A 23,339-nucleotide genomic window follows, 5' to 3' on the forward strand; every position below is an offset into this window, starting at 1 on the left:
GGGTCGGTTGGAACTTCCGCGCGGGCTTTGGCAGGATGCCCGCCCACAGCTCGGCGGAGTGACGTATTCCCCCGGGATCATGCGATGGGGGCACCGCGGTCCGCCCCTTGACGGGGCGTCCGCCGCGGCCGCCGTCGCGATGAAGGCGCCGTGGAGGCCTCGTGCAGACTGGCGGACATGCGCATCCAGCTGACCACCGCGCCCGGAGACCCCGCCCGCCCCAATGAGGACTGGGCGGCCACCGCACTGCCCGCCTCGGGCCTGGGCGGACTGCTCGTCGTGCTCGACGGGGTGACGCCGCTGCCCGGCAACGGCGACTGTGTGCACGACGTGCCCTGGTACACGGCGCGGCTCGGCGGCGCGCTGACCGAACTGTCGGCTTCGCGACGGGACCTGACGCTCGGCGAGATCCTCGCCGAAGCCATCCGGCGCACCGCCGACGCCCATCGGGACACCTGTGACCTTTCTCACCCGCGGACACCCCAGGCAACGGTGGTGCTCGCCCGGTGGGACGCGGCCGAGCTGGAGTACCTCGTCCTGTCGGACTCGGCGCTGCTCCTGGAAGCGGCCGACGGCACGGTGCGGGCGGTCCTGGACGACCGGCTCGACCGGGTGCCGCGCGCCTGCCTGGTCAGCGACGCGGTGGCCGACTCGCTCGTCCGCAACAAGGAGGGCGGGTTCTTCACCGCGGCGGCGGACCCCTCGGTCGCCGCCCTCGCCGTGACCGGCCGCGAGCCCCTCGCACGGGTGCGCTCGGTGCTCGCCCTGACGGACGGGGCGTCGCGCTGGGTGGAGAAGTTCCGCGAGGGCTCGTGGCAGGACTGTCTGGCGCTGGTGCGCAAGGCGGGGGTGGAGGGGCTGGTCGAGCGGGTGCGGGAGTTGGAGGCGGCCGACGAGGAGCGGGTGTTCCTCGGCGGGAGCAAGCGGCACGACGACGCGACGGCGGTGTGGGTGGAGGTGTGACTCCCCCACCCCCGTGGGCGGCGGGGGCGGGGCTAGCTCTCCGCGGCCGCGTTCAGCTGGTGCAGCAGCCGGGCCAGTTCGGAGATTTCCCGGCGGTCCCAGTTGGCCAGCTTGCGCACATAGCGTTCGCGGCGGGCGTCGCGGACCCGGCCGAACCTCGCGGTGCCCTCCTCGGTGATGCGCACCAGGAAGGCGCGGCCGTCCGCCGGGTCGGGCTCGCGGGCCACCAGGCCGAGGTCCTCCAGGGCGTGCAGCTGACGGCTCATCGTCGCCTTGCCCACGCCGAAGTACCCGGCGAGTTCGGTCGCCCGCTGCGGCCCGACCTCGTCGAGGCGTACCAGCAGTCCGTACGCCGCCGGTTCGAGATCGGGGTGGACCTCGCGGGCCATCTCGCCGGACGAGGCCCTGGCCCGCCGAAGAAAGACGGCCAGCTCGCGTTCGAGCGCGAGGAACTCCTGGTCCGAACCGTGCACATCGGCTCCCATGCCCTAGGTGTGTCGTGACGGCACAGTATTTCCCAGCGGACCGGCGACGGCGGCATCCCGGATGGCGCCGGGACCGGCCACGGCTGAAAGTTTCCGTCAGGCCACGCCGTTCTCGCAGCGTGTCGCCCCCACCAAAGGTCTGAACCATCGGCATAACCTGAAGCCTCTTTCGCGCCACAGGTCTACGTGCGTAGCGTCATCTCTGACATGTCCACAGCGATACGTCGTCATGTCGACCCAGGCCGTCAAATCCCCAGCTCCACCGAGCCTTTCGGAGGCACGCAATGCCCGTGCACAGATCCGGAACGGCCCGCCGCGGCCCCCTCGCCGCGGCCGGGATCCTCCTCTCCTCCCTCGCCCTCGTCCTCGGTTCCACCGGCACCTCGGGGGCCGCCGACACCCCGGAGCGCGGCTCCGCGAGCCTGGGTATGGGCGTCGCGCGGCACGACGGGGTGGGCCCGCTGCCCCGTGACACCCGCACGGTGCAGACGGAGGGCGTCGACACCAGCAGCCACAACGGCAACGTCGCCTGGTCCACGCTGTGGAACAGCGGCGTGAAGTGGGCCTACGTCAAGGCCACCGAGGGCACCTACTACACCAACCCCTCCTTCGCCCAGCAGTACAACGGCTCGTACGACGTCGGCATGATCCGGGGCGCCTACCACTTCGCCACCCCGGACACCGCGAGCGGCGCCTCCCAGGCCAACTACTTCGTGGACCACGGCGGCGGCTGGTCGCGCGACGGACGGACCCTGCCCGGCGCGCTCGACATCGAGTGGAACCCGTACGGCGCGGCCTGCTACGGCAAGTCGGCGGCCGGGATGGTCAGCTGGATCCACGACTTCCTCAACCAGTACCGGGCCCGCACCGGCCGCGACGCGGTGATCTACACCGCCACCAGCTGGTGGACCCAGTGCACCGGCAACTCGGCCGCGTTCGGCGGCTCCAACCCGCTGTGGATCGCCCGCTACAACACCGACCCGGGCACCCTTCCGGCCGGCTGGGACTACCAGACGATGTGGCAGTACACCTCGTCCGGCCCGACGGTCGGCGACCACTCCCGGTTCAACGGGGCGTACGACCGGCTCCAGGCGCTCGCCAACGGCTGACCGGCCCGGACGCCGTCCCAGGGGCCCCCGGCTCCGCGTCGCCGGGGGCCCTCGCGCGTCCCCCGTACGGAACACCCCTCGCACACATGACCCCCTGGCGCCCGGGCCATGCGTAAGGATGGGGCCATGCGCAGGTTGGGAGCGGTGTGCCGGGCGGTTGCCCTGATCATGGTCGTCACGTCCGGCGGCGCGGGCTGCGGCTGGTCGGCGGCGTCCTCGCCGCAGGCCGAGGGGACACCGGGCGACGAGGGCGCGCCGCCCCCCGGGACCCGGAGCAGCGCGGTGCCGGCCGGGAAGGTGGCGTCGGTCGGCGTGCTGGTCAACGGCGACGACCACAACTGCACGGCCAGCGTCGTGAACAGCCCGCGCGGCAATGTCGTCGCCACCGCCGCGCACTGCGCGACCGGCCTTCCGCTGGACTCGCTGGAGTTCGCGCCCGGCTTCTCCGGGGCCGGCAAGGGAACGTTCCCGTACGGGAAGTGGAAGGTGCGGGCGGTCCAGGTCGACGAGCGGTGGACCACCGACCACGAGGACGGGGCGGACTACGCCTTCCTCACGGTGGAACCGGACGCCCGGGGCCGCAGCGTGCAGAGCGTGGTCGGCTCCTCGGCGCCCGAGTGGAGCGCGGGCCCCGACCAGCGGGTGACCGTCGTCGGCTATCCCGACGAGGACCACAACCCCGGGAACCGGCCGGTCATGTGCACCGCCGACGTCCATCGCGACCCCGACGAGGCCGCGATGCTGCGGATGGAGTGCGCGGGCTTCTGGGTCGGCACCAGCGGCAGCCCCTGGCTGGTGGACTACCGGGGGCCGGACCGGCTCGGCCGGATCGTCGGCGTGCTGAGCGGCGGCGACACCGACGTCGAGTCGACGGCCGCCCTCTTCGACGCGAAGGCCCGCTCGGTGTACGAGCGGGCCACTCGGGCCTAGCGCCGGGCGCCCGATCGGGCCATTCGGGCCCAGCCGGGTCCCTCAGGCGGCCGCAGCCACCGCCACCTCCGCCGGGGCGAGGGCGATCTCCAGGACCTGGCGGACGTCGGTCACGGGGTGGACCTCCAGCGTCTTGAGGACCTCCGCCGGGACGTCGTCCAGGTCCGCCTCGTTGCGCTTCGGGATCACGACGGTGGTGATCCCGGCCCGGTGCGCGGCGAGCAGCTTCTGCTTGAGGCCGCCGATCGGCAGCACCCGCCCGGTCAGCGACACCTCACCGGTCATCGCCACGTCGGTGCGGACCAGGCGCCCGGACAGGAGCGAGGACAGCGCGGTGACCAGGGTGACGCCGGCGCTCGGACCGTCCTTGGGGACCGCGCCCGCCGGGAAGTGGACGTGCACACCCCGGTCCTTCAAGTCCCCTACGGGAAGCTCCAGTTCGGCCCCGTGCGAGCGCAGGAAGCTCAGCGCGATCCGGGCCGACTCCTTCATCACGTCGCCGAGCTGACCGGTGAGGGTCAGGCCCGCCGCACCCGTCTCCGGGTCGGCGAGCGAGGCCTCGACGAACAGCACGTCCCCGCCGGCCCCGGTGACGGCGAGGCCGGTGGCCACGCCCGGCACCGCGGTGCGCCGCTCGGCCGGGTCCTGGGCGGACTCGGGCACGTGGTGCGGGCGCCCGATCAGGGCCCGCAGATCGTCCGGCGTGATGGTGAACGGCAGCTCGCGCTGCTTCAGTTCGTGCTCGGCGGCCACCTTGCGCAGCAGCCGGGCGATGGAGCGCTCCAGGTTCCGTACGCCCGCTTCCCGGGTGTACTCGCCCGCGAGCTTGCGCAGCGAGGCGTCTTCGAGGACGACCTCACCGGTTTCGAGTCCGGCCCGCTCCAGCTGGCGCGGCAGCAGGTGGTCCCGGGCGATGACGACCTTCTCGTCCTCGGTGTAGCCGTCCAGCCTGACCAGTTCCATGCGGTCGAGCAGCGCCTCGGGGATGGCTTCCAGGACGTTGGCGGTGGCCAGGAAGACCACGTCGCTGAGGTCGAGCTCGACCTCCAGGTAGTGGTCGCGGAAGGTGTGGTTCTGCGCGGGGTCGAGGACTTCGAGCAGGGCGGCGGCCGGGTCGCCCCGGAAGTCGGAGCCCACCTTGTCGATCTCGTCGAGCAGCACGACCGGGTTCATCGACCCGGCCTCCTTGATGGCCCGTACGATCCGGCCGGGCAGGGCGCCGACGTAGGTGCGGCGGTGTCCGCGGATCTCGGCCTCGTCGCGTACGCCGCCGAGGGCGACGCGCACGAACTTGCGGCCCATGGCGTGCGCCACGGACTCGCCGAGCGAGGTCTTGCCGACGCCGGGCGGCCCCACCAGGGCGAGCACGGCGCCGCCCCGGCGGCCGCCGACGACCCCGAGCCCGCGCTCGGCACGCCGCTTGCGCACGGCGAGGTACTCGGTGATGCGGTCCTTCACGTCGGCCAGGCCCGCGTGCTCGGCGTCCAGGACGGCACGCGCGCCCCGGATGTCGTACACGTCCTCGGTCGTCTCGTTCCAGGGGAGTTCAAGGACGGTGTCCAGCCAGGTGCGGATCCAGGAGCCCTCGGGCGACTGGTCGCTGGCGCGCTCCAGCTTGTCGACCTCCTTGAGGGCGGCCTCGCGGACCTTCTCGGGCAGGTCGGCGGCTTCGACGCGGGCGCGGTAGTCGTCGCTCTCGTCCTCCTCGCCGCCCTCCCCGTTGAGCTCGCGCAGCTCCTTGCGCACGGCGTCGAGCTGGCGGCGCAGCAGGAACTCGCGCTGCTGCTTGTCCACGCCCTCCTGGACGTCCTTGGCGATGGCCTCGGCGACGTCCTGCTCGGCGAGGTGCTCGCGGAGCTGCTCGGTGGCGAGCTTGAGCCGGGCCACCGGGTCACTGGCCTCCAGCAGCTCGACCTTCTGGGCGGTGGTGAGGAACGGCGAGTATCCGGCGTTGTCGGCGAGCGCGGAGACGCCCTCGATCTGCTGGACGCGGTCGACGACCTGCCAGGCACCGCGCTTCTTCAGCCAGTCGGTGGCGAGCGCCTTGTACTCCTTGACCAGTTCGGTCACCTGGCCCGGCAGCGGCTCGGGCAGCGCCTCCTCGACCTGGGTGCCCCGCACCCACAGGGCCGCTCCGGGGCCGGTGGTCCCGGCCCCGATCCGCACCCGGCGGCGGCCCCGGATGAGGGCGCCCGGGTCACCGTCGGAGAGCCGTCCCACCTGCTCGACGGTCCCCAGCACACCGGTCCCGGCATACGTTCCGTCGATCCGCGGCACGAGCAGCACCTGCGGCTTGCCCGCATCGGCCCCGGCAGCGGCCTGAGCCGCCTCGACGGCGGCGCGCACCTCGGCATCGGACAGGTCCAGCGGAACCACCATGCCGGGCAGCACGACCTCGTCGTCGAGCGGCAGCACGGGCAGGGCGGTCGGTGTGTTCGCCGTGGACTCGGTAGCCATGATCTCCCCTTCGGCAGTCAAGTTGAGCTATGCCGACTCAATGCATGTGAGTCGAGGAATGTTCCCTCGACCCTGTTCGCTCTGAGCGATCACTCGAAACACCCCCGGTGACCAGCGGCGCATGGCCGGCACCCCGCCTCCGCGACCCCGAGCGGTCCCGGAGGCCGAGACAGGACGCCCAGACGCTTGTAAGGTTCCCTATGGGATTTCACCCATTACTCAGCATCTATTGCCAAGCGGGGGCGGCCATGACGGCGACGACGACAGCGGACACCACCACCAGCCCCGAGGACCGGGCGGGCGCGACCACGACCCGCGCGCTCGTGCGCGCTTGGATCGACGGCTGGATCGTGTCGCGCGGAACGTCCGACCCGATGGACCGCCCGTGGGGCTGGACCATCGACGCCGGCACCGCCCAGCACGTCTCGCGCCACGTCCTGCCCGAACCCGCCGAGGACGACGTCCGCGCGCTGGTGGCGGCCACGACCGCGCCGGGCACCTGGCTGAAGCTGTTCGCCGAGGACGACGCCGTGCGGCCCTGGACCGGCCCGGGCTGGCACTTCGACAAGCCCGGCTTCCTGATGACGCTCCCGCTCGGCGCCGAGCGGCCCGAGGTCCCCGCCGGCTACACCCTCACCTCGTGGACGCGCGGCGGCACCACCCGGGTCCTGGTCCGCACCACCGAGGGCCACTTCGCGGCCCGCGGCCAGATCGCCCCGACCGGCACCCACGCCGTCGCCGACCAGATCGAGACCTCCCCCGACCACCGGCGCCGGGGCCTGGGCAGCCTGGTGATGCGCACCCTCCAGAACACCGCGTACGAGGCGGGCGCCACCACCGGCATCCTCGTCGGCACCCCCGAGGGCCGGGCCCTGTACACCGCCCTCGGCTGGGTGACGCGCTCGCCCATGGCGAGCCTGTACTTCAAGCCGTCCGAGGGCTGAGGGCGGGCGAGCCCCGGGCGGATCAGGGGTACGGCGTGACGCGTACGCGCCGTGCCGCCGGCCAGCAGGCCACGCCCACCAGGAGGGCGACGGGGTGGCCCCAGGCCGCCAGCGGTTCCGCCATGTCGAGGAGATCCTGGACCAGCAGGACGCCCACCACGGCCAGGGCCGTCCAGCGCAGAAACGGGGTGAGCAGCCCGGCCAGGGCGCCGACCGTGGCCATCAGGCCGAAGCTGATGCCGTAGTCCAGGCGGTGCAGGGAGCTCTCGGGCAGGTGCCCGGCGAGCACCGAAAGGGCGACCGGGCCCTCGGTCGCCAGGGTGGCCACCACGTGCCCGAGCAGAAAGACCCCGGCCGTGCGCCAGCCGCCGATGCGGCGCTCCAGGGCGGCCAAGACGAAGAGGAAGACCAGCGCGTACGGGGAGGCCATCCCCCCGGCTATCCACAGCGCGCTCGCGAAGATCGTCAGGACCGGTGTCGTCGACAGGTGGGCCACATCGGTGCTCGACCCGCGCAGCAGGGCGCTGACGGTCTCCGGATCGCCGTACTCGCCGTAGAGCGAGGTGGCCAGGAGCAGCACCACATAGCCGAAGGCGAACGGCGTGGAGCGCGGCGAGGGCAGCAGCCGTCCGGCGCCGAGCAGCGCGGCCCGTACGCCGGGAACGCTCTCGGGCAGCAGGGCCGGCGCGGCCGCGGCGCCCCCGGGGACGCTCACCGGCACGGGCGCCGGCGCCCTCGCGGGGCCGGAGTCCGGGCCGGCCGGCGGGGCGGAACCGAGAGCGTCCGGCGCGCCGGGCCCGGGCGGCGCCCCGGGTGCGGAGCCGCCCGTCGGGGCCGGCCCCGGGCGCCCGGGCTGTGGCGCCCCGGGGGCGGGGCCGTCCGACGGGATCACCCCCGGGCGCCGGGGCGGGATCACGTCGAGGGGCGGGGTGGGGGCGGGACCCGCGGGCGGGTGGGTTTCGAGCGGGTGCACCGGGAGAGGCCCCTTCCCCGGGCAGCGCGGGCGCTCCCCGAATCAAGCCACGCCCGCGTTCTTCGGCCGTGTTCCGTTCTCGCTTACGTGCCCTACAACGGCTCACCTTCCGTGATCGACTCCGCCCCCGTCTATGACGTGCGCCACACGGGACAACCTTTGAGCCGCTCCGCGCGTCAGGGGCGCCCTGCTCCCGCGACCGAACGACCCGCACCCACAACTCGCGTGCGTGGCGCCGCCGGAGACGGCATCCTCACGGTCATGAACGACATCGCCACCCTCGACCGGCGGCAGGGGCCGCACGGGGAAGTCGTGCTGCGGCAGCGCGGCGCGCACTACGAGATCATCGCCAACGGGTGCTTCCTCATGGACACTTCGGACGGCCGCTCGGAACGCCTGCTCGTCGATGCGGCGTACGCCACACTTTCGCCGGGCACCACCCGGCCCTCCCTCCTCATCGGCGGACTGGGCGTCGGCTTCTCCCTCGTCCACGCGGCGCAGGACCCGCGCTGGGGCCAAATCGCCGTGGTGGAGAGGGAACAGGCCATCATCGACTGGCACGGCACGGGTCCACTTGGCGCCATTTCGGGCCCGGCCCTGTCCGATTCCCGCACCCGGATCATCCAGGCCGATCTGGTCGATTACGTACGTACCGCCCAAGAGACCTACGACGCGCTCTGCCTCGACATCGACAACGGGCCCGAATGGACCGTCACCGAGGGCAACGGCGGACTGTACTCACCGGCCGGACTCGCCCACTGCGCACGGCGGTTGAGGCCCGGCGGGGTGCTGGCCGTCTGGTCGGCGCAGCCCTCCCCCGCCTTCGAGCAGGCCCTGCGGAATGCCGGATTCACCGGGGTACATACCGAAGAGATCCGAGTTGCCCGGGGCGTCCCTGACGTGGTCCATCTCGGCGTTCGCCCTGCGTAGCCGAGATACGGAAAGTGGCTCTAGTCTCTGAGCGACACAGGGGATCACCCCACTGATCCCCGGGCGAGCACAGTCAGGGCGGGGCAGACCGATGGAGCAGACACACACCGGCCACAACGGCGTCGCGGCGACCCCCGGCGCCCAGCGCAGGGTGCTGGTCGTCGAGGACGACACGACGATCGTGGATGCCATCGCGGCGCGCCTGCGGGCCGAGGGCTTCCAGGTGCAGACGGCTCTCGACGGCCCCGCTGCCGTCGACACGGCCGAGGCCTGGCAGCCGGACCTGATGGTCCTCGACATCATGCTGCCGGGCTTCGACGGCCTGGAGGTCTGCCGCCGGGTCCAGGCCCGCAGGCCCGTGCCGGTCCTCATGCTGACGGCCCGCGACGACGAGACCGACATGCTGGTCGGCCTCGGCGTCGGCGCCGACGACTACATGACCAAGCCGTTCTCGATGCGCGAGCTCGCGGCCCGGGTGCACGTCCTGCTGCGCCGGGTGGAGCGGGCCGCGCTGGCCGCCACCACGCCGCGCACGGGCATACTCCGCCTCGGCGAGCTGGAGATCGACCACGCGCAGCGCCGGGTCCGGGTGCGCGGCGAGGACGTCCACCTGACGCCGACCGAGTTCGACCTGCTGAGCTGCCTGGCGAACACGCCGCGCGCCGTGCTCTCGCGCGAACAGCTCCTCGCCGAGGTGTGGGACTGGGCCGACGCCTCGGGCACCCGCACCGTGGACAGCCACATCAAGGCGCTGCGCCGCAAGATCGGCGCGGAGCGCATCCGCACGGTCCACGGCGTGGGATACGCGCTGGAGACCCCGGCGCCATGAGCCGGGCCGGAGACCGGGCCCGGCAGCTGCGCGGCAGCGGTGAGCGGCCCGGCTGGGACGAACCGGGCCGCCGCGGCGACTGGGCCCGGGCCACCCGGGGGCTGCGCGGCCGGATAGCGGCCGGGCTGCGGTCGGTCTCGATATCGATCAAGACCAAGCTCGGCACGCTCGTCGTGGTCTCCGTGTTCATCACCACAGGGCTGCTCATGGTCGCCCTCCAGACCCGCACCGAGCTCCGCTTCATCACGGTCTTCTCGGTGATAGCGACCCTGCTGATCACCCAGTTCGTGGCGCACGGGCTCACCGCCCCGCTGGACGAGATGAACACCGTGGCCCGCGCCATCTCGCACGGCGACTACACCCGCCGGGTGCGCGGCGCCGACCGCAGGGACGAGCTGGGCGACCTGGCGGGCACCATCAACCGCATGGCCGACGACCTGGAGGCCGTGGACCGCCACCGCAAGGAACTCGTGGCGAATGTCTCGCACGAGCTGCGCACGCCCATCGCGGCGCTGCGGGCGGTCCTGGAGAACGTCGTGGACGGCGTCTCAGCCGCCGACCCCGAGACGATGCGTACGGCCCTCAAGCAGACCGAGCGCCTGGGCCGGCTCGTGGAAACGCTCCTGGACCTGTCCCGCCTCGACAACGGCGTCGTGACCCTGCGCGCCCAGCGCTTCGAGGTGTGGCCGTATCTGTCGGGCGTCCTGAAGGAGGCCAACCTGGCGGCCGCGCAGCGGGGGCTCTCCTCCGGTTCGGGCAACCACCAGCGGACCGACGTCCATCTGCACCTGGACGTGTCGCCGCCGGAGCTGACCGCGCACGCGGACGCGGAGCGGCTGCACCAGGTCGTGGCGAACCTCATCGACAACGCCGTCAAGCACTCCCCGCCGCACGGCCGCGTCACCGTACGGGCGAGGCGCGGCCCGCAGCCCGAGTCGCTGGACCTGGAGGTCCTGGACGAGGGGCCGGGCATCCCGCAGTCGGAGTGGCACCGGGTGTTCGAGCGGTTCAACCGCGGCACCGCGCCCTCCCCGCACGGCCCGGGCAGCGACGGTGGCACCGGGCTCGGCCTGGCCATCGCGCGCTGGGCGGTGGATCTGCACGGTGGCCGGATCGGAGTGGCTGAATCCGCCCGCGGCTGCCGGATCCAGGTCACCCTCCCGGGGATTCCCCGCCAGCAAAGTTGACGTAAAGTTCGAACCGGAAGCGGCCGTTCTGCGTGGTCTTCGGTGGAAGCGGTCGTTCAGGGGTACGGGCCAGAGGGCCGTACTCGCACTGCCGCGTACCCGGAGCGGGTCGCGCAGCAGCGGAACCACGCTTGTTTCCCGCCATTTCGCGCCCTGAAACCAGGGTTGCGATGTGACTTACGCGACTGTGGCATGCCCGGCCTGCACGTCCAGGCCAGGGAGGCGTAGCCTTTATTTCCGCTGTCCATCACCTTGTGAAGCGGAAGAGGGCGGTTACCGCCGTGTCGTCTCAGTCCCCCAGTAATTCGAGCGTCTCGACCGACCAAGACGGGCAGGGCAAGAACCCTGCGGCCGGCTTTGGTGCCAATGAGTGGCTCGTCGACGAGATCTATCAGCAGTACCTCCAGGACCCCAATTCGGTCGACCGTGCCTGGTGGGACTTCTTCGCCGACTACAAGCCGGGAGCCACCGGCACGGCGGACAACCCTGTTCAGGGTGCTCCCACCGCAGCCGCAGCCGCGGGGGCTGCGCCTGCCGCCGCCGCTCCGGCCGCGCCCGCCGCCCCGGCCCAGGCCGTCCCGGCCCCCGCCGCCGCGGCCACCACCCCGGCACCGGCCAAGGCTCCGGCCCAGGCCGCCGCCCCGGCGAAGGCCCCGGCTCCGGCGAAGCCCGCGGCCGCCGCCGCTCCCGCCGCAAAGCCCGGTGCGAGCACCGGCTCCACCGGAGCGGCTGCCGCCGCGCAGCCCGCTGGGGCGACCGAGGCTCCGGCCGGCCCGGAGTACGTGACGCTGCGCGGCCCCGCCGCCGCGGTCGCCAAGAACATGAACGCCTCGCTGGAGATGCCCACGGCCACGTCCGTGCGCGCCGTCCCGGTGAAGCTCCTGTTCGACAACCGCATCGTCATCAACAACCACCTCAAGCGCGCCCGGGGCGGGAAGGTCTCCTTCACCCACCTCATCGGGTACGCGATGGTGCAGGCGATCAAGGCCATGCCGTCGATGAACTACGCGTTCGTCGAGAAGGACGGCAAGCCGACCCTGGTCAAGCCGGAGCACGTCAACTTCGGCCTCGCCATCGACCTGGTGAAGCCCAACGGCGACCGCCAGCTCGTCGTCGCCGGCATCAAGAAGGCCGAGACGCTCAACTTCTTCGAGTTCTGGCAGGCGTACGAGGACATCGTGCGCCGGGCCCGGAACAACAAGCTGACGATGGACGACTTCACGGGCGTCACCGTCTCGCTGACCAACCCCGGCGGCCTCGGCACCGTCCACTCCGTGCCGCGTCTGATGCCCGGTCAGTCGGTCATCATGGGCGTCGGCTCGATGGACTACCCGGCCGAGTTCCAGGGCACCTCGCAGGACACCCTGAACAAGCTGGGCATCTCGAAGGTGATGACCCTCACCTCGACGTACGACCACCGCGTCATCCAGGGCGCCGCGTCGGGCGAGTTCCTGCGCATCGTGGCCAACCTGCTCCTCGGTGACGACGGCTTCTACGACGACATCTTCGAGGCGCTGCGCATCCCCTACGAGCCGGTCCGCTGGCTCAAGGACATCGACGCCTCGCACGACGACGACGTCACCAAGGCCGCCCGCGTCTTCGAGCTGATCCACTCCTACCGGGTCCGCGGCCACGTCATGGCCGACACCGACCCGCTGGAGTACCGCCAGCGCAAGCACCCCGACCTGGACATCACCGAGCACGGCCTCACCCTGTGGGACCTGGAGCGGGAGTTCGCGGTCGGCGGCTTCGCCGGCAAGACCCTGATGAAGCTGCGCGACGTCCTCGGCGTGCTGCGCGACTCGTACTGCCGCACCACCGGCATCGAGTTCATGCACATCCAGGACCCCAAGCAGCGCAAGTGGATCCAGGACCGCGTCGAGCGCTCGCACTCCAAGCCGGAGCGCGAGGAGCAGCTGCGCATCCTGCGCCGCCTCAACGCCGCGGAGGCGTTCGAGACGTTCCTCCAGACCAAGTACGTCGGCCAGAAGCGCTTCTCGCTCGAGGGCGGCGAGTCGGTCATCCCGCTGCTCGACGCGGTCATCGACAGCGCCGCCGAGTCGCGTCTGGACGAGGTCGTCATCGGCATGGCCCACCGCGGCCGCCTGAACGTGCTCGCCAACATCGTCGGCAAGTCGTACGCGCAGATCTTCCGCGAGTTCGAGGGCAACCTCGACCCGAAGTCGATGCACGGCTCCGGCGACGTGAAGTACCACCTGGGCGCGTCGGGCACCTTCACCGGTCTGGACGGCGAGCAGATCAAGGTCTCGCTCGTCGCCAACCCCTCGCACCTGGAGGCGGTCGACCCGGTCCTGGAGGGTGTCGCCCGCGCCAAGCAGGACGTCATCAACAAGGGCGGCACGGACTTCACCGTCCTGCCGGTCGCCCTGCACGGTGACGCGGCCTTCGCGGGACAGGGTGTCGTCGCCGAGACCCTCAACATGTCGCAGCTGCGCGGCTACCGCACCGGTGGCACGGTGCACATCGTCATCAACAACCAGGTCGGCTTCACCGCCGCCCCGGAGTCGTCGCGCTCCTCCATGTACGCCACCGACGTGGCCCGCATGATCGAGGCGCCGATCATCCACGTGAACGGTGACGACCCGGAGGCCGTGGTCCGCGTCGCGCGGCTCGCCTTCGAGTTCCGCCAGACGTTCAACAAGGACGTCGTGATCGACCTCATCTGCTACCGCCGCCGCGGTCACAACGAGGGCGACAACCCGCAGTTCACCAACCCGCAGATGTACAACCTGATCGACAAGAAGCGCTCGGTGCGCAAGCTGTACACCGAGTCGCTCATCGGTCGCGGCGACATCACCCTGGAAGAGGCCGAGCAGGCGCTCCAGGACTTCCAGGGCCAGCTGGAGAAGGTGTTCGCGGAGGTCCGCGAGGCCACCTCGGCGCCGGGCGAGATCCACTCGTCCGACCACCAGGCGGAGTTCCCGGTCGCGGTCAACACGGCGGTCTCCCAGGAGGCCGTGAAGCGCATCGCCGAGTCGCAGGTGAACATCCCGGAGCGGATCACCGTTCACCCGCGTCTGATGCCGCAGATGCAGCGCCGCGCCTCCTCCGTCGACGACGGCACGATCGACTGGGGCATGGGCGAGACCCTGGCCATCGGTTCGCTGCTCATGGAGGGCGTCCCGGTCCGGCTCTCCGGCCAGGACACCCGCCGCGGCACCTTCGGCCAGCGCCACGCGGTCCTGGTCGACCAGGTGACGGGCGAGGACTACACCCCGCTGATGTACCTGTCCGAGGACCAGGCGCGGTACAACGTCTACGACTCGCTGCTCTCCGAGTACGCGGCGATGGGCTTCGAGTACGGCTACTCGCTGGCCCGTCCCGAGTCCCTGGTGATGTGGGAGGCGCAGTTCGGCGACTTCGTCAACGGCGCCCAGACGGTCGTGGACGAGTTCATCTCCTCGGCCGAGCAGAAGTGGGGCCAGACCTCCGGCGTCACCCTGCTGCTCCCGCACGGCTACGAGGGCCAGGGCCCGGACCACTCGTCCGCCCGCCCGGAGCGCTTCCTCCAGATGTGCGCGCAGAACAACATGACGGTCGCCATGCCGACGCTGCCGTCGAACTACTTCCACCTGCTGCGCTGGCAGGTCCACAACCCGCACCACAAGCCGCTCATCGTCTTCACCCCGAAGTCGATGCTGCGTCTGAAGGCGGCGGCGTCGAAGGCCGAGGAGTTCACCAGCGGAGGCTTCCGCCCGGTGATCGGCGACGAGCACGTGGACGCGAACGCGGTCCGCAAGGTCGTCTTCTGCGCGGGCAAGGTCTACTACGACCTGGCCGCGGAGCGCGACAAGCGCGGCGCGAAGGACACGGCGATCATCCGCATCGAGCGCCTGTACCCGCTGCCGGGTGCCGAGCTCCAGGCGGAGATCGCCAAGTTCCCGAACGCCGAGAAGTACCTGTGGGCCCAGGAGGAGCCGGCGAACCAGGGTGCCTGGCCGTTCATCGCGCTCAACCTGATCGACCACCTGGACCTGGCCGTCGGCGCGGACGTGCCGCACGGCGAGCGCCTGCGCCGCATCTCGCGCCCGCACGGCTCGTCCCCGGCGGTGGGCTCGAAGAAGCGTCACGAGCAGGAGCAGGAGCAGCTGGTGAACGAGGTCTTCGAGGCGTAAGCGCTCCGCGAGGCGCAGGTACGCACACGAAGTAGGTACGCACACGAAGGGCCCGGCATCCCCGCACCATGGGGATGCCGGGCCCTTCGGCGTATCGGCCGTCAGCCGTCGCTGTCGTCGGCGTCTCTGTCGGGGTGCTGGGGCGGCGGGGGCACGCGTATGACGACACTGCCGCCGGCCAGGTCTATGGGGCCGCGCCCGGGGTCGGAGTCGCCGACCTCGTCGAGGGTGATCTCCTGACGCCGGCGCTCCTCTTCCGTGTGCCGCCGCGCGGGCGCGAAGAGCTCGTCGAGCCCACCGAACATCGAAGCCACCTCCGTCAGCCGTGCCGTGCCATGCCGTGCCGTCCGTATGGCCCGTCCGTCCAACGTAACGCGCTTCGGAGCCCGGATACGCTGGGGCCGAACATCCGGTACGTCCCAGGAGCAAGTTGTGTACTTCACCGACCGCGGCATCGAGGAACTGGAGAAGCGGCGCGGCGAGGAGGAGGTCACCTTCGAGTGGCTCGCCGAGCAGCTGCGTACCTTCGTCGACCTCAACCCGGACTTCGAGGTGCCGGTCGAGCGGCTCGCCACGTGGCTGGCGCGGCTCGATGACGAGGACGACGACGAGGAGTGACCCGGGACCCGGTCCGGGGCCGGGCGGGAACACGTAATACGCGTCAGACGGTCGGGCGGGCCCGCATCCGGTCGTAGACGAGGCCCAGGACGCCGTGGGCGACCAGGATCGCGCCCGCTGTGGTCCAGCCGCCGCTGCGGCGGGCGAGGCCCCAGGCGGTGAGCGGGAGGCCCGCGGCCAGTTGGGCGGTGCCGAGCAGGCGGGCCTTGGGGCCGCGCACCCAGGGGCCGAGGGGGCTGTCCTCCACCGCGTCGAGTTCGGCGCGCACGGCGTCGCGCCAGCCGGACCATTCGATCGGCTCGGCGCCGAGCGCGGCGGCCACCGAACGCAGCCGGTCGGTGGGTTCGCCCGGGGTGAGCCCGGCGGGCAGGGCGACTCCCGTGCGGGCCAGGACCGCGAGCAGGCCGAGGAGCCGGGCGCGGGCGTCGGCGGCGGGGTCGGGGAGGGTCAGGGCGTCCAGCGCCTCCCTGTCGTGTACGGGATCGAGGCCGAGCCGGGCCGCGAACGTACGCATCGCCTCGCCCTCGCCGACCGGAGTGCCGTCGGCCAGCCAGACGTAGCCGACCGTACGACGGAAGCCCGAGGCCAGGGTGTAGCCGGCCTGGGAGTCGTCCCACCACAGGGCGATGGCGGGCGAGCCGACCCCGATCGCGAGCGCGCCCGCCCAGCCCGCGAGCACCTCGTCGACGGGCCCCGCACCGGCCTGCCAGGGCTTGTCCGCGGGGACGATCACGCTCCAGCCGGTGCCGGCCGACGCCAGCAGCATCCGTTCGCGCAGCAGATGGGCGACCGGGCGGACCATCGGGGGTTCGGCGCGGCAGAGGAGCAGTGCTCCGGCGGCGGCATCGGGGACGGACATGATCCCTACGCTAGGTCATAATGAGCCCCATTTGCCCATGTTCGTAGGCGATTGGGGGAGGGACGGCTCGAAGGGAGCCCGCGCCGACCGGCCGTCCGACGCCGCCTTGACTTTCCCCAAGCGCGATATATCGTGTCTAGCGAGAGACGCGATATGTTGCGTCTTGGAGTATCCGGTCGCAGTGCCAGGAGGTCAGCACATGTCCGAGTCCACGTGGGCCGTCCCAGAGCCGCGGAAGCTCACCTTCGACGAGCACGGCGGGCACGGCGGGCCGGTGACGAAGCTCCAGGTGCGCATCGTCAACGGAACGGTGAACGTCGTCGGTACCGAGGAAAGTTCCGCCCGCCTGGAGGTCTCCTCGGTCGAAGGACCGCCGCTGATCGTGACGCGCGACGGCTCCACGCTCACCGTCGGCTACGAGGATCTGCCCTGGCGCGGCTTCCTCAAATGGCTCGACCGCAAGGGCTGGAACCGCAGCGCGGTGGTCTCGCTCGCCGTGCCCGCCGACGCGGACGTCGAGGTCGGCACGGTCGGCGCGGGCTCCGTGGTCTCCGGGATCCGGGGGCGTACGGAGGTACGCGGCGTCAGCGGCGACACGACTCTCGTCAAGCTCGCGGGCCCGGTCCGGGCCGAGAGCGTCACCGGCAACCTGGAGGCCCAGGCCGTCACCGGTGACCTCCGCTTCAAGTCGGTCTCCGGCGATCTGACGGTCGTCGAGGGGGCCGGGCGCTGCGTGGCGGCGGAGTCGGTGAGCGGCGACATGCTGCTCGACCTCGACCCCGGCGCGCAGGCCACCGACATCCGGCTGACCACGGTCTCCGGCGAGGTCGCCATCCGGCTGCCGCACCCGGCCGACGCGCAGGTCGAGGCGAACACCGCGAGCGGGACCGTCTCCAGCGCGTTCGAGGACCTGCGGGTCAGCGGGCAGTGGGGCACGAAGAAGATCACCGGCACGTTGGGGGCGGGCAACGGGACGCTCAGGGCGACGACGGTTTCCGGGTCCATCGCGCTGTTGCGACGGCCGACGCAGGAGGAGCCGCCTGCCGGGGCGGGGGGCCCGGGAGGTTCGGCGGGCTCGGGAGGTTCGGCCGGCTCGGGAGGTTCGGCCGGCCCTGACAGCTCGGCGGGCCCTGACGGTGCGGGGGCCCCTGACAGTTGGCCGGGCCCTGACAGTTGGGCGAGCGCGACCGACTCGACCGGTCCGGACGGTTCGGCCGGGCCGGACAGTTCTGCCAGTTCGGCCGATCCGACCAAGAAGGTGCTCTGACATGCCCCCCGTCTTCGCCCACGGCCGCCTCCGCCTCTACCTCCTCAATCTGCTCGACGAGGCCCCGCGCCACGGGTACGAGGTGATCCGTCTGCTCGAAGAACGCTTCCAGGGGCTGTACGCGCCCAGCGCCGGCACGGTCTACCCGCGGCTCGCCAAACTGGAGGCCGAGGGGCTCGTCACGCACACCACCGAGGGCGGCCGCAAGGTCTACTCGATCACCGACGCCGGCCGCGCCGAATTGGCGGGCCGGGGCGGTGAACTCGCCGACCTGGAGCTGGAGATCCGCGATTCCGTCTCCGAACTCGCCGCCGAGATCCGCGACGACGTACGGGGTGCGGCGGGCAGCCTGCGCGAGGACATGCGCCGCGCGGCGCGCGAAGCCCGTACGGGGCAGGCCTCGGCCGGCGCCGGCCGAGGTGCCCGGAAGGGGTTCCCCGAGGCGTCCGACTTCTTCGACAACGCGTGGGGCGACGGGGAGGCCTGGCAGCAGGCGAAGGAGGAGTTCAAGCGGGCGAAGCAGGAGTGGAAGGAGCAGGCGCGCCGGGCGAAGGACGAGTCCCGGCGGGCCCGCGACGAGGCCCAGCAAGCGCGTCGGCAGGCCAAGGAGGCCCAGGAGAAGGCGCGCGAGGAGATGCAGCGGGTCGCCCGGGACGTACAGCGGCAGGTGCAGGAGCACTTCGCGCGGGGCGATTGGCCGACGGGGGTGCGCGAGGGGCTCGCGGAGATCACCAAGGAGTTGGGGCGGTTCGGGTTCGGGCCGAGCACGGCCCCGGGTTCGGGTCCGGCCTCCGAGGGCGGTGCCGCCGCAGCGGACGTCACCGTCGAGCGGGTGGATCTCGGCAAGCCGGATGCCGGGGGTGGGACCGGGCCGGAGTGGGCGCGGGAGGAGCCGTCCGGGGACCCGGCGCGGGATCTCGACCGGCTGCTCGACCGGTTCCGGGACGACATTCGGGATGCGGCCCGGGATCACGGGGTGACGTCGGCGCAGCTCGCGGAGGCGCGCGGGCACTTGGCCGAGGCGGCGGTCCGCATCGGGTCGGCGTTGCGGCCCCCGCGCGCGTAGGGCTTTGGGGGTGCCCCCCGGCGCTGCCCACCCACCCACCCGCCCGTGCAGCGGGTTGGTCGGTACCGGCCCCCTGGGGCACCTCGCCCACCCACCCGCCCGTAGGCGCAGGGTTGGATGGCCCGGGCCTCCTGGGGCTCCGCCCCAGACCCCGATCGCGCCTGAACGGCGCTCGTCCTCAATCGCCGGACAGGCTGAAGATGCCTGCGCTGGCCAGCACCGAGCAGTTACAAGCTGAGGTGGCGTGTGCGGGCCAGCACCGAGCACTTAGGGGCGCGGGGAACTGCGCGACCAGCCACCCGCGACCCGCAGACGAAACGGGCTTTGGGGGCGCGAGGAACTGCGCGAGAAGCGACCACGGTCCGCACACGACGGCGGGTTTTGAGGGGCGCGAGGAACTGCGCGACCAGCCCCGCGCGGCCCGCAGACGAAAACGGGTTTTTCAGGGGCGCGGGGAACTGCGCGAGAAGCGACCCCGACCCGCACACGACGGCGGGTTTCAGGGGCGCGGGGAACTGCGCGACCAGCCCCGCACGGCCCGCAGGCGAAAGCGGGTTTTCAGGGGCGCGGGGAACTGCGCGAGAAGGGGGCACGGCCCGCAGGGTCGAGAGGGGGTTCAGGGGCGCGAGGAACTGCGCGGCCAGGCATCAGCGGCCCGCAGGATCGAGGGGGTCAAGGGGCGCGGGGAACTGCGCAGAAAGGCCCGCCGCTCAGGCGGCCCGCAGGATCGAGGGGGTCAAGGGGCGCGGGGAACTGCGCAGAAAGGCCCGCCGCTCAGGCGGCCCGCAGGGACAGCACCCCCTCCACACCCCCATACGTCCCCCCGAACTCCGCAAGCACCTCCCCCACCACCCCCACCCCCGCCGCAACCGCGAGCAGCAGATGCTCATCCCCGATGTGCTTCTGCTTGCGCGCCAGCGCGATCCGCAGCGCCCTCTCCAGGACCTTCTTCGACTCCTTCGTGAAGGAGGGCCGACCCGAGGGCCACGCCTTGCCCCGGGGGGCGTCGGCCAGCGCGCCGGGGCCGTGGGTCTGTTCCACCCTCGCGACGATCTCCTCGACGGAGATGCCGAGTTCGGACAGGGCCGCCGTGTCCGCCTTGGACAGGCCGCCCCGTCGCCGCGCGGCGGCCAGCGCCTCGATGAGCTCTGCGCGGCGGTCGGTGACCCCGAGGGACGCGAGCGCGAAGGCCGCCTTGGTGCCCTCGCGATCGAGCAGGGCCAGGAGCAGGTGTTCCTCGGTCACCACCGGGGACCCGGCCCGCGACGCGTGCTCGACCGCACCCGTCACCACCCCGCGCGCATGCACCGTAAACCGCTCGAACATCAATTCCTCCCGTGCTTCTTGTGGACGGCCTGACGGCTGATCCCCAGCTCGGTGGCGATCTCCTGCCATGACCAGCCCTGGTTACGGGCGCTTCGCACCTGGACGGATTCGAGCTGCTCCAGGAGCCGGCGCAGCGCGGCGACGGCTCGCAGTCCGATCCTCGGGTCGCGGTCGCCGGCCCGTGCGGCGAGATCGGTGGCCTCGGTCATGCATGTCAATTTACGTTGACAGACCCGATCCGTCAACCAACGTTGACAAGGGCGGGGCGGGGGTGCGCAAACGAAAGGCCGCGGCCCCGCGTCGACGTACACACGGAACCGCGACCAAGGGCCGTCAGGCGGGTCTCACCCGTCTCACCCCGTGGTGAGAACCACCTTCCCGAACACATCCCCCGCCGCCACCTTCTCGAAGCCCTCCCGCGCCCGGTCCAGCGGCAGCACCTCGTCGATCACGGGACGTACGCCCGTCGCCGAGCAGAACGCCAGCAGATCCTCCAGCTCGTCCTTGGTGCCCATCGTCGAGCCGACGACCTTGAGCTCCAGGAAGAAGATGCGGGTCAGTTCGGCGTGCGCGGGGCGGTCGCCGCTGGTGGCGCCCGAGATGACCAGGGTGCCGCCGGGACGCAGCGACTTGACCGAGTGCGACCACGTCGCGGCCCCCACCGTCTCGATCACCGCGTCGACACGCTCCGGCAGCCGCGCCCCGGACTCGTACGCCTCGACCGCGCCCAGCTCCACGGCCCGCCGGCGCTTGTGCTCGTCGCGGCTGGTGGCGAAGACCCGTAGGCCCGCGGCCTTGCCCAGCACGATCGCGGCCGTGGCGACACCGCCGCCGGCCCCCTGCACCAGGACCGAATCCCCGGGCCGCACCCCGGCGTTGGTGAACAGCATCCGGTACGCCGTCAGCCACGCCGTGGGCAGACAGGCGGCCTCCGCGAAGCTCATCCCCTTCGGCTTGGGCAGGACGTTCCAGGTGGGCACGGCGACCTGCTCGGCGAAGGTGCCCTGGTACTTCTCGGTGAGGATCGAGCGGCCCTCGGTGGGGCCGACCCCGTGTCCGCTCTGGCCGATCACCGAGTGCAGGACGACCTCGTTGCCGTCCTGGTCGACGCCGGCCGCGTCGCAGCCGAGGATCATCGGCAGCTTGTCCTCGGTGATCCCGACCCCGCGCAGCGACCACACGTCGTGGTGGTTGAGGGAGGCGGCCCGTACGTCGATCAGGCTCCAGCCGGGGCGTACCTCGGGGGCCGGGCGCTCCCCCAACTCAAGGCCGCTGAGCGGCTGGTCACGGTCGATGCGGGCGGCGTATGCGGCGAACATGGCCCTGACCTTAGGGTGCGCGGCCCGGCCGCCGGAACCTCCCACGGCTGTGACGCCCCGCACGCCGGGACGAACGGCGAAAGCCGTGCCCGGCCCCTCGAGGAGGGCCCGGCACGGCTCCGTACGAACGGCGGCTCCCGGTGACTACCGGCGGGCCACGCCCTCGGCGCGGGCCGCGGCCGCCACCGCCGCCGTGACCGCGGGGGCGACCCGCTCGTCGAACGGGGACGGGATGACGTAGTCCGCGGCGAGCTGGTCGCCCACGACGTCGGCCAGCGCGTTCGCCGCGGCGATCTTCATGCCTTCGGTGATCCGGGAGGCCCGGACCTGGAGGGCGCCCGCGAAGATGCCGGGGAAGGCGAGGACGTTGTTGATCTGGTTCGGGTAGTCCGAGCGGCCGGTGGCCACGACGGACGCGTACTTGTGCGCGATGTCGGGGTGCACCTCGGGGTTCGGGTTGGCCATCGCGAAGACGAAGGCGCCCGGCGCCATGGAGGCGACCGCGGGCTCGGGGACCGTACCGCCGGAGACGCCGATGAAGACGTCGGCGCCGGCCAGCGCGGTCTCCAGGGAGCCGCTCAGGCCCGCCTTGTTGGTGAGCTCGGCGAGTTCGCGCTTGACGTCCGTGAGGTCGGTGCGGTCGCTGCTGACGATGCCCTTGCGGTCCGCGACCGCCACGTCGCCGAGGCCCGCTTCGAGCAGGAACTTGGCGATGGCGACACCGGCCGCGCCGGCTCCGGAGATCACCGCGCGCAGGTCGCCGAGGGTGCGTCCGGTGAGCTTCGCGGCGTTGCGCAGGGCGGCCAGGGTGACGACGGCCGTGCCGTGCTGGTCGTCGTGGAAGACCGGGATGTCCAGGGCCTCCTGGAGCCGGCGCTCGATCTCGAAGCAGCGGGGGGCGGAGATGTCCTCCAGGTTCACCCCACCGAAGGACGGGGCGAGCCGGACCACGGTCTCGATGATCTCGTCCGTGTCCGTGGTCGCGAGCGCGATCGGAACCGCGTCGACGCCGCCGAACTGCTTGAAGAGGATCGCCTTGCCCTCCATGACCGGGAGGGACGCCTCCGGGCCGATGTCGCCGAGCCCGAGCACCGCGGTGCCGTCCGTCACGACGGCGACGACCTGCGACTTCCAGGTGTAGTCGTGGACCAGCTCCGGGTTCTCCGCGATCGCGCTGCACACCTTGGCGACGCCCGGCGTGTAGGCGAGGGACAGGTCGTCCTTGTCGCGGATCGGCACGGTGGCCTGCACGGCCATCTTGCCGCCGCGGTGGAGCGCGAAGGCCGGGTCGAAGGCGTCGACGGAATCTCCGTAAGCCTCCGGGCTGCTGTCGCTGCGAGGATTGACGATCTCCGCTGCCATGTTGTTGTACCCCTTAAGTCTTCATCAGTTGAGGGTGGCCACTCCTTGTTGAGGAGGGGTGGGCGGACCCGCGTACGTGCCCCGCTGAGGGCGGTTGGCCCGCCCCGCGGGGAGGAGGTACGTACGCGCGGGCGCGCCGCACACGCGCCCTGAGCCCCGGATGAGGGGTGTAAGGATCCTTCTTACCGGACAGTGACGTCCGCCGACGAGTCCATATTGGCCCAGCGCCGACGCTCCGTCGCAAGCGGCCTCCGTACCGTGACACGACTCTTGGCGTGATGTCACGACACTTCCGATACGCGGTGTGAAACACGTCCACAACGCGAGATGAACCGGAGATTCTCCGGCCGCCGGGGGTGGTTCCCGCACATGGTCCGGCCCACTGGGCCTTGGCATATCGGCCCTTCGGGATTCGGGGGGTGACCCGTTATCCGATTTTGACATGGCTGCGACCCTGATTTTCGAGGTCCGAATGGCAAGATGCGACTTCACACGCGGTTCACACCGCGGTCGAGACACCCGAGGATGCGTGCCCGACACCGCCCAGGACCTGTGCGTTCGTCGCCGTACGCACTCCAT

At 71.8% G+C, this 23,339-nt stretch carries 20 protein-coding genes; 11 read left to right on the top strand and 9 right to left on the bottom strand.

Annotated elements, in window-relative coordinates; genetic code table 11:
• Positions 1-177: 177 nt before the first annotated feature.
• Positions 178-963 carry a hypothetical protein gene (locus DWB77_RS12905; protein ID WP_120727712.1) on the top strand — a complete coding sequence of 262 codons (786 nt, stop codon included), beginning with the start codon at positions 178-180 and terminating at the stop codon, positions 961-963.
• Between the two features lie 32 nt (positions 964-995).
• Here DWB77_RS12905 and DWB77_RS12910 read toward each other — a convergent pair whose 3' ends face one another.
• Positions 996-1,448 carry a MarR family winged helix-turn-helix transcriptional regulator gene (locus tag DWB77_RS12910; RefSeq protein ID WP_120721412.1) on the bottom strand — a complete coding sequence of 151 codons (453 nt, stop codon included), beginning with the start codon at positions 1,446-1,448 and terminating at the stop codon, positions 996-998.
• 284 nt (positions 1,449-1,732) lie between these two features.
• On the opposite strand from DWB77_RS12910, the gene DWB77_RS12915 reads away from it, so the two are divergent.
• Positions 1,733-2,557: a lysozyme gene (locus tag DWB77_RS12915; protein WP_120721413.1), complete on the top strand. Its 825-nt coding sequence runs from the start codon at positions 1,733-1,735 to the stop codon at positions 2,555-2,557.
• 126 nt (positions 2,558-2,683) lie between these two features.
• Positions 2,684-3,487 carry a trypsin-like serine peptidase gene (locus tag DWB77_RS12920; protein WP_246033515.1) on the top strand — a complete coding sequence of 268 codons (804 nt, stop codon included), beginning with the start codon at positions 2,684-2,686 and terminating at the stop codon, positions 3,485-3,487.
• Positions 3,488-3,529: 42 nt separating this feature from the next.
• Here the strand turns inward: DWB77_RS12920 and lon are convergent, their stop codons facing one another.
• The gene (lon, locus tag DWB77_RS12925) at positions 3,530-5,944 is read right to left on the bottom strand and encodes an endopeptidase La (RefSeq protein WP_120721414.1); all 2,415 of its coding nucleotides are present in this window, start codon (positions 5,942-5,944) and stop codon (positions 3,530-3,532) included.
• A 248-nt stretch (positions 5,945-6,192) separates the two neighbouring features.
• Here lon and DWB77_RS12930 point away from each other — a divergent pair, with 248 nt between their 5' ends.
• Positions 6,193-6,888 (top strand): GNAT family N-acetyltransferase, encoded by a 696-nt coding sequence (locus tag DWB77_RS12930; protein WP_120721415.1) that lies wholly within the window; start codon positions 6,193-6,195, stop codon positions 6,886-6,888.
• Between the two features lie 22 nt (positions 6,889-6,910).
• On the opposite strand, the gene DWB77_RS12935 is transcribed toward DWB77_RS12930, so the two are convergent.
• Positions 6,911-7,609, bottom strand: coding sequence for a rhomboid-like protein (locus tag DWB77_RS12935; RefSeq protein ID WP_120721416.1), 699 nt, complete (start codon positions 7,607-7,609; stop codon positions 6,911-6,913).
• A gap of 513 nt (positions 7,610-8,122) precedes the next feature.
• On the opposite strand from DWB77_RS12935, the gene DWB77_RS12940 reads away from it, so the two are divergent.
• The 4 genes from DWB77_RS12940 to DWB77_RS12955 all read left to right on the top strand — a co-directional run bounded on the left by DWB77_RS12940 (position 8,123) and on the right by DWB77_RS12955 (position 14,943).
• Entirely contained in the window at positions 8,123-8,791 is a 669-nt protein-coding gene (locus DWB77_RS12940; RefSeq protein WP_120727716.1) for a spermidine synthase, read from the top strand.
• A 91-nt stretch (positions 8,792-8,882) separates the two neighbouring features.
• Positions 8,883-9,620 (top strand): response regulator transcription factor, encoded by a 738-nt coding sequence (locus DWB77_RS12945; RefSeq protein ID WP_120721417.1) that lies wholly within the window; start codon positions 8,883-8,885, stop codon positions 9,618-9,620.
• On the top strand, positions 9,617-10,807 hold the full coding sequence (locus tag DWB77_RS12950) for a HAMP domain-containing sensor histidine kinase (protein ID WP_246033516.1): 1,191 nt from the start codon (positions 9,617-9,619) through the stop codon (positions 10,805-10,807). The genes DWB77_RS12945 and DWB77_RS12950 overlap by 4 nt, the downstream gene beginning before the upstream one ends.
• Before the next feature lie 281 nt (positions 10,808-11,088).
• Positions 11,089-14,943, top strand: coding sequence for a multifunctional oxoglutarate decarboxylase/oxoglutarate dehydrogenase thiamine pyrophosphate-binding subunit/dihydrolipoyllysine-residue succinyltransferase subunit (locus DWB77_RS12955; RefSeq protein ID WP_120721418.1), 3,855 nt, complete (start codon positions 11,089-11,091; stop codon positions 14,941-14,943).
• A gap of 101 nt (positions 14,944-15,044) precedes the next feature.
• Here DWB77_RS12955 and DWB77_RS12960 read toward each other — a convergent pair whose 3' ends face one another.
• A complete protein-coding gene (locus tag DWB77_RS12960; protein WP_120721419.1) occupies positions 15,045-15,248 on the bottom strand; it encodes a DUF6191 domain-containing protein in 204 nt (67 codons plus the stop codon).
• 127 nt (positions 15,249-15,375) lie between these two features.
• Between DWB77_RS12960 and DWB77_RS12965 the strand changes: the two genes are divergently transcribed.
• A complete protein-coding gene (locus tag DWB77_RS12965) occupies positions 15,376-15,561 on the top strand; it encodes a DUF6104 family protein (RefSeq protein ID WP_037674049.1) in 186 nt (61 codons plus the stop codon).
• Between the two features lie 43 nt (positions 15,562-15,604).
• Here DWB77_RS12965 and DWB77_RS12970 read toward each other — a convergent pair whose 3' ends face one another.
• On the bottom strand, positions 15,605-16,420 hold the full coding sequence (locus DWB77_RS12970; RefSeq protein ID WP_120721420.1) for a hypothetical protein: 816 nt from the start codon (positions 16,418-16,420) through the stop codon (positions 15,605-15,607).
• 199 nt (positions 16,421-16,619) lie between these two features.
• On the opposite strand from DWB77_RS12970, the gene DWB77_RS12975 reads away from it, so the two are divergent.
• Together DWB77_RS12975 and DWB77_RS12980 are read left to right on the top strand one after the other, a co-directional pair.
• Positions 16,620-17,687, top strand: coding sequence for a DUF4097 family beta strand repeat-containing protein (locus DWB77_RS12975; protein ID WP_120721421.1), 1,068 nt, complete (start codon positions 16,620-16,622; stop codon positions 17,685-17,687).
• Position 17,688: 1 nt separating this feature from the next.
• Positions 17,689-18,753, top strand: coding sequence for a PadR family transcriptional regulator (locus DWB77_RS12980; protein WP_120721422.1), 1,065 nt, complete (start codon positions 17,689-17,691; stop codon positions 18,751-18,753).
• 774 nt (positions 18,754-19,527) lie between these two features.
• On the opposite strand, the gene DWB77_RS12985 is transcribed toward DWB77_RS12980, so the two are convergent.
• The 4 genes from DWB77_RS12985 to DWB77_RS13000 all read right to left on the bottom strand — a co-directional run bounded on the left by DWB77_RS12985 (position 19,528) and on the right by DWB77_RS13000 (position 22,760).
• Positions 19,528-20,079 carry a Clp protease N-terminal domain-containing protein gene (locus tag DWB77_RS12985; protein ID WP_120721423.1) on the bottom strand — a complete coding sequence of 184 codons (552 nt, stop codon included), beginning with the start codon at positions 20,077-20,079 and terminating at the stop codon, positions 19,528-19,530.
• Entirely contained in the window at positions 20,079-20,288 is a 210-nt protein-coding gene (locus DWB77_RS12990) for an HTH domain-containing protein (protein ID WP_120721424.1), read from the bottom strand. Before DWB77_RS12990 ends, DWB77_RS12985 begins: the two co-directional genes overlap by 1 nt.
• Before the next feature lie 144 nt (positions 20,289-20,432).
• Positions 20,433-21,398, bottom strand: a complete 966-nt coding sequence (locus DWB77_RS12995) for a zinc-binding dehydrogenase (RefSeq protein WP_120721425.1) — start codon at positions 21,396-21,398, stop codon at positions 20,433-20,435.
• Between the two features lie 144 nt (positions 21,399-21,542).
• On the bottom strand, positions 21,543-22,760 hold the full coding sequence (locus DWB77_RS13000) for an NAD(P)-dependent malic enzyme (RefSeq protein ID WP_120721426.1): 1,218 nt from the start codon (positions 22,758-22,760) through the stop codon (positions 21,543-21,545).
• Positions 22,761-23,339: the final 579 nt, after the last annotated feature.

This window comes from Streptomyces hundungensis (genome assembly GCF_003627815.1).
Taxonomy (GTDB): Bacteria; Actinomycetota; Actinomycetes; order Streptomycetales; family Streptomycetaceae; genus Streptomyces; species Streptomyces hundungensis_A.

Coding starts and splice junctions, on each gene's coding strand:
- DWB77_RS12905 (WP_120727712.1), top strand. CDS start 178: ATGCGCATCCAGCTGACCACCGCGCCCGGAGACCCCGCCCGCCCCAAT.
- DWB77_RS12910 (WP_120721412.1), bottom strand. CDS start 1,448: ATGGGAGCCGATGTGCACGGTTCGGACCAGGAGTTCCTCGCGCTCGAA.
- DWB77_RS12915 (WP_120721413.1), top strand. CDS start 1,733: ATGCCCGTGCACAGATCCGGAACGGCCCGCCGCGGCCCCCTCGCCGCG.
- DWB77_RS12920 (WP_246033515.1), top strand. CDS start 2,684: ATGCGCAGGTTGGGAGCGGTGTGCCGGGCGGTTGCCCTGATCATGGTC.
- lon (WP_120721414.1), bottom strand. CDS start 5,944: ATGGCTACCGAGTCCACGGCGAACACACCGACCGCCCTGCCCGTGCTG.
- DWB77_RS12930 (WP_120721415.1), top strand. CDS start 6,193: ATGACGGCGACGACGACAGCGGACACCACCACCAGCCCCGAGGACCGG.
- DWB77_RS12940 (WP_120727716.1), top strand. CDS start 8,123: ATGAACGACATCGCCACCCTCGACCGGCGGCAGGGGCCGCACGGGGAA.
- DWB77_RS12945 (WP_120721417.1), top strand. CDS start 8,883: ATGGAGCAGACACACACCGGCCACAACGGCGTCGCGGCGACCCCCGGC.
- DWB77_RS12950 (WP_246033516.1), top strand. CDS start 9,617: ATGAGCCGGGCCGGAGACCGGGCCCGGCAGCTGCGCGGCAGCGGTGAG.
- DWB77_RS12960 (WP_120721419.1), bottom strand. CDS start 15,248: ATGTTCGGTGGGCTCGACGAGCTCTTCGCGCCCGCGCGGCGGCACACG.
- DWB77_RS12970 (WP_120721420.1), bottom strand. CDS start 16,420: ATGTCCGTCCCCGATGCCGCCGCCGGAGCACTGCTCCTCTGCCGCGCC.
- DWB77_RS12975 (WP_120721421.1), top strand. CDS start 16,620: ATGTCCGAGTCCACGTGGGCCGTCCCAGAGCCGCGGAAGCTCACCTTC.
- DWB77_RS12980 (WP_120721422.1), top strand. CDS start 17,689: ATGCCCCCCGTCTTCGCCCACGGCCGCCTCCGCCTCTACCTCCTCAAT.
- DWB77_RS12985 (WP_120721423.1), bottom strand. CDS start 20,079: ATGTTCGAGCGGTTTACGGTGCATGCGCGCGGGGTGGTGACGGGTGCG.
- DWB77_RS12990 (WP_120721424.1), bottom strand. CDS start 20,288: ATGACCGAGGCCACCGATCTCGCCGCACGGGCCGGCGACCGCGACCCG.
- DWB77_RS12995 (WP_120721425.1), bottom strand. CDS start 21,398: ATGTTCGCCGCATACGCCGCCCGCATCGACCGTGACCAGCCGCTCAGC.
- DWB77_RS13000 (WP_120721426.1), bottom strand. CDS start 22,760: ATGGCAGCGGAGATCGTCAATCCTCGCAGCGACAGCAGCCCGGAGGCT.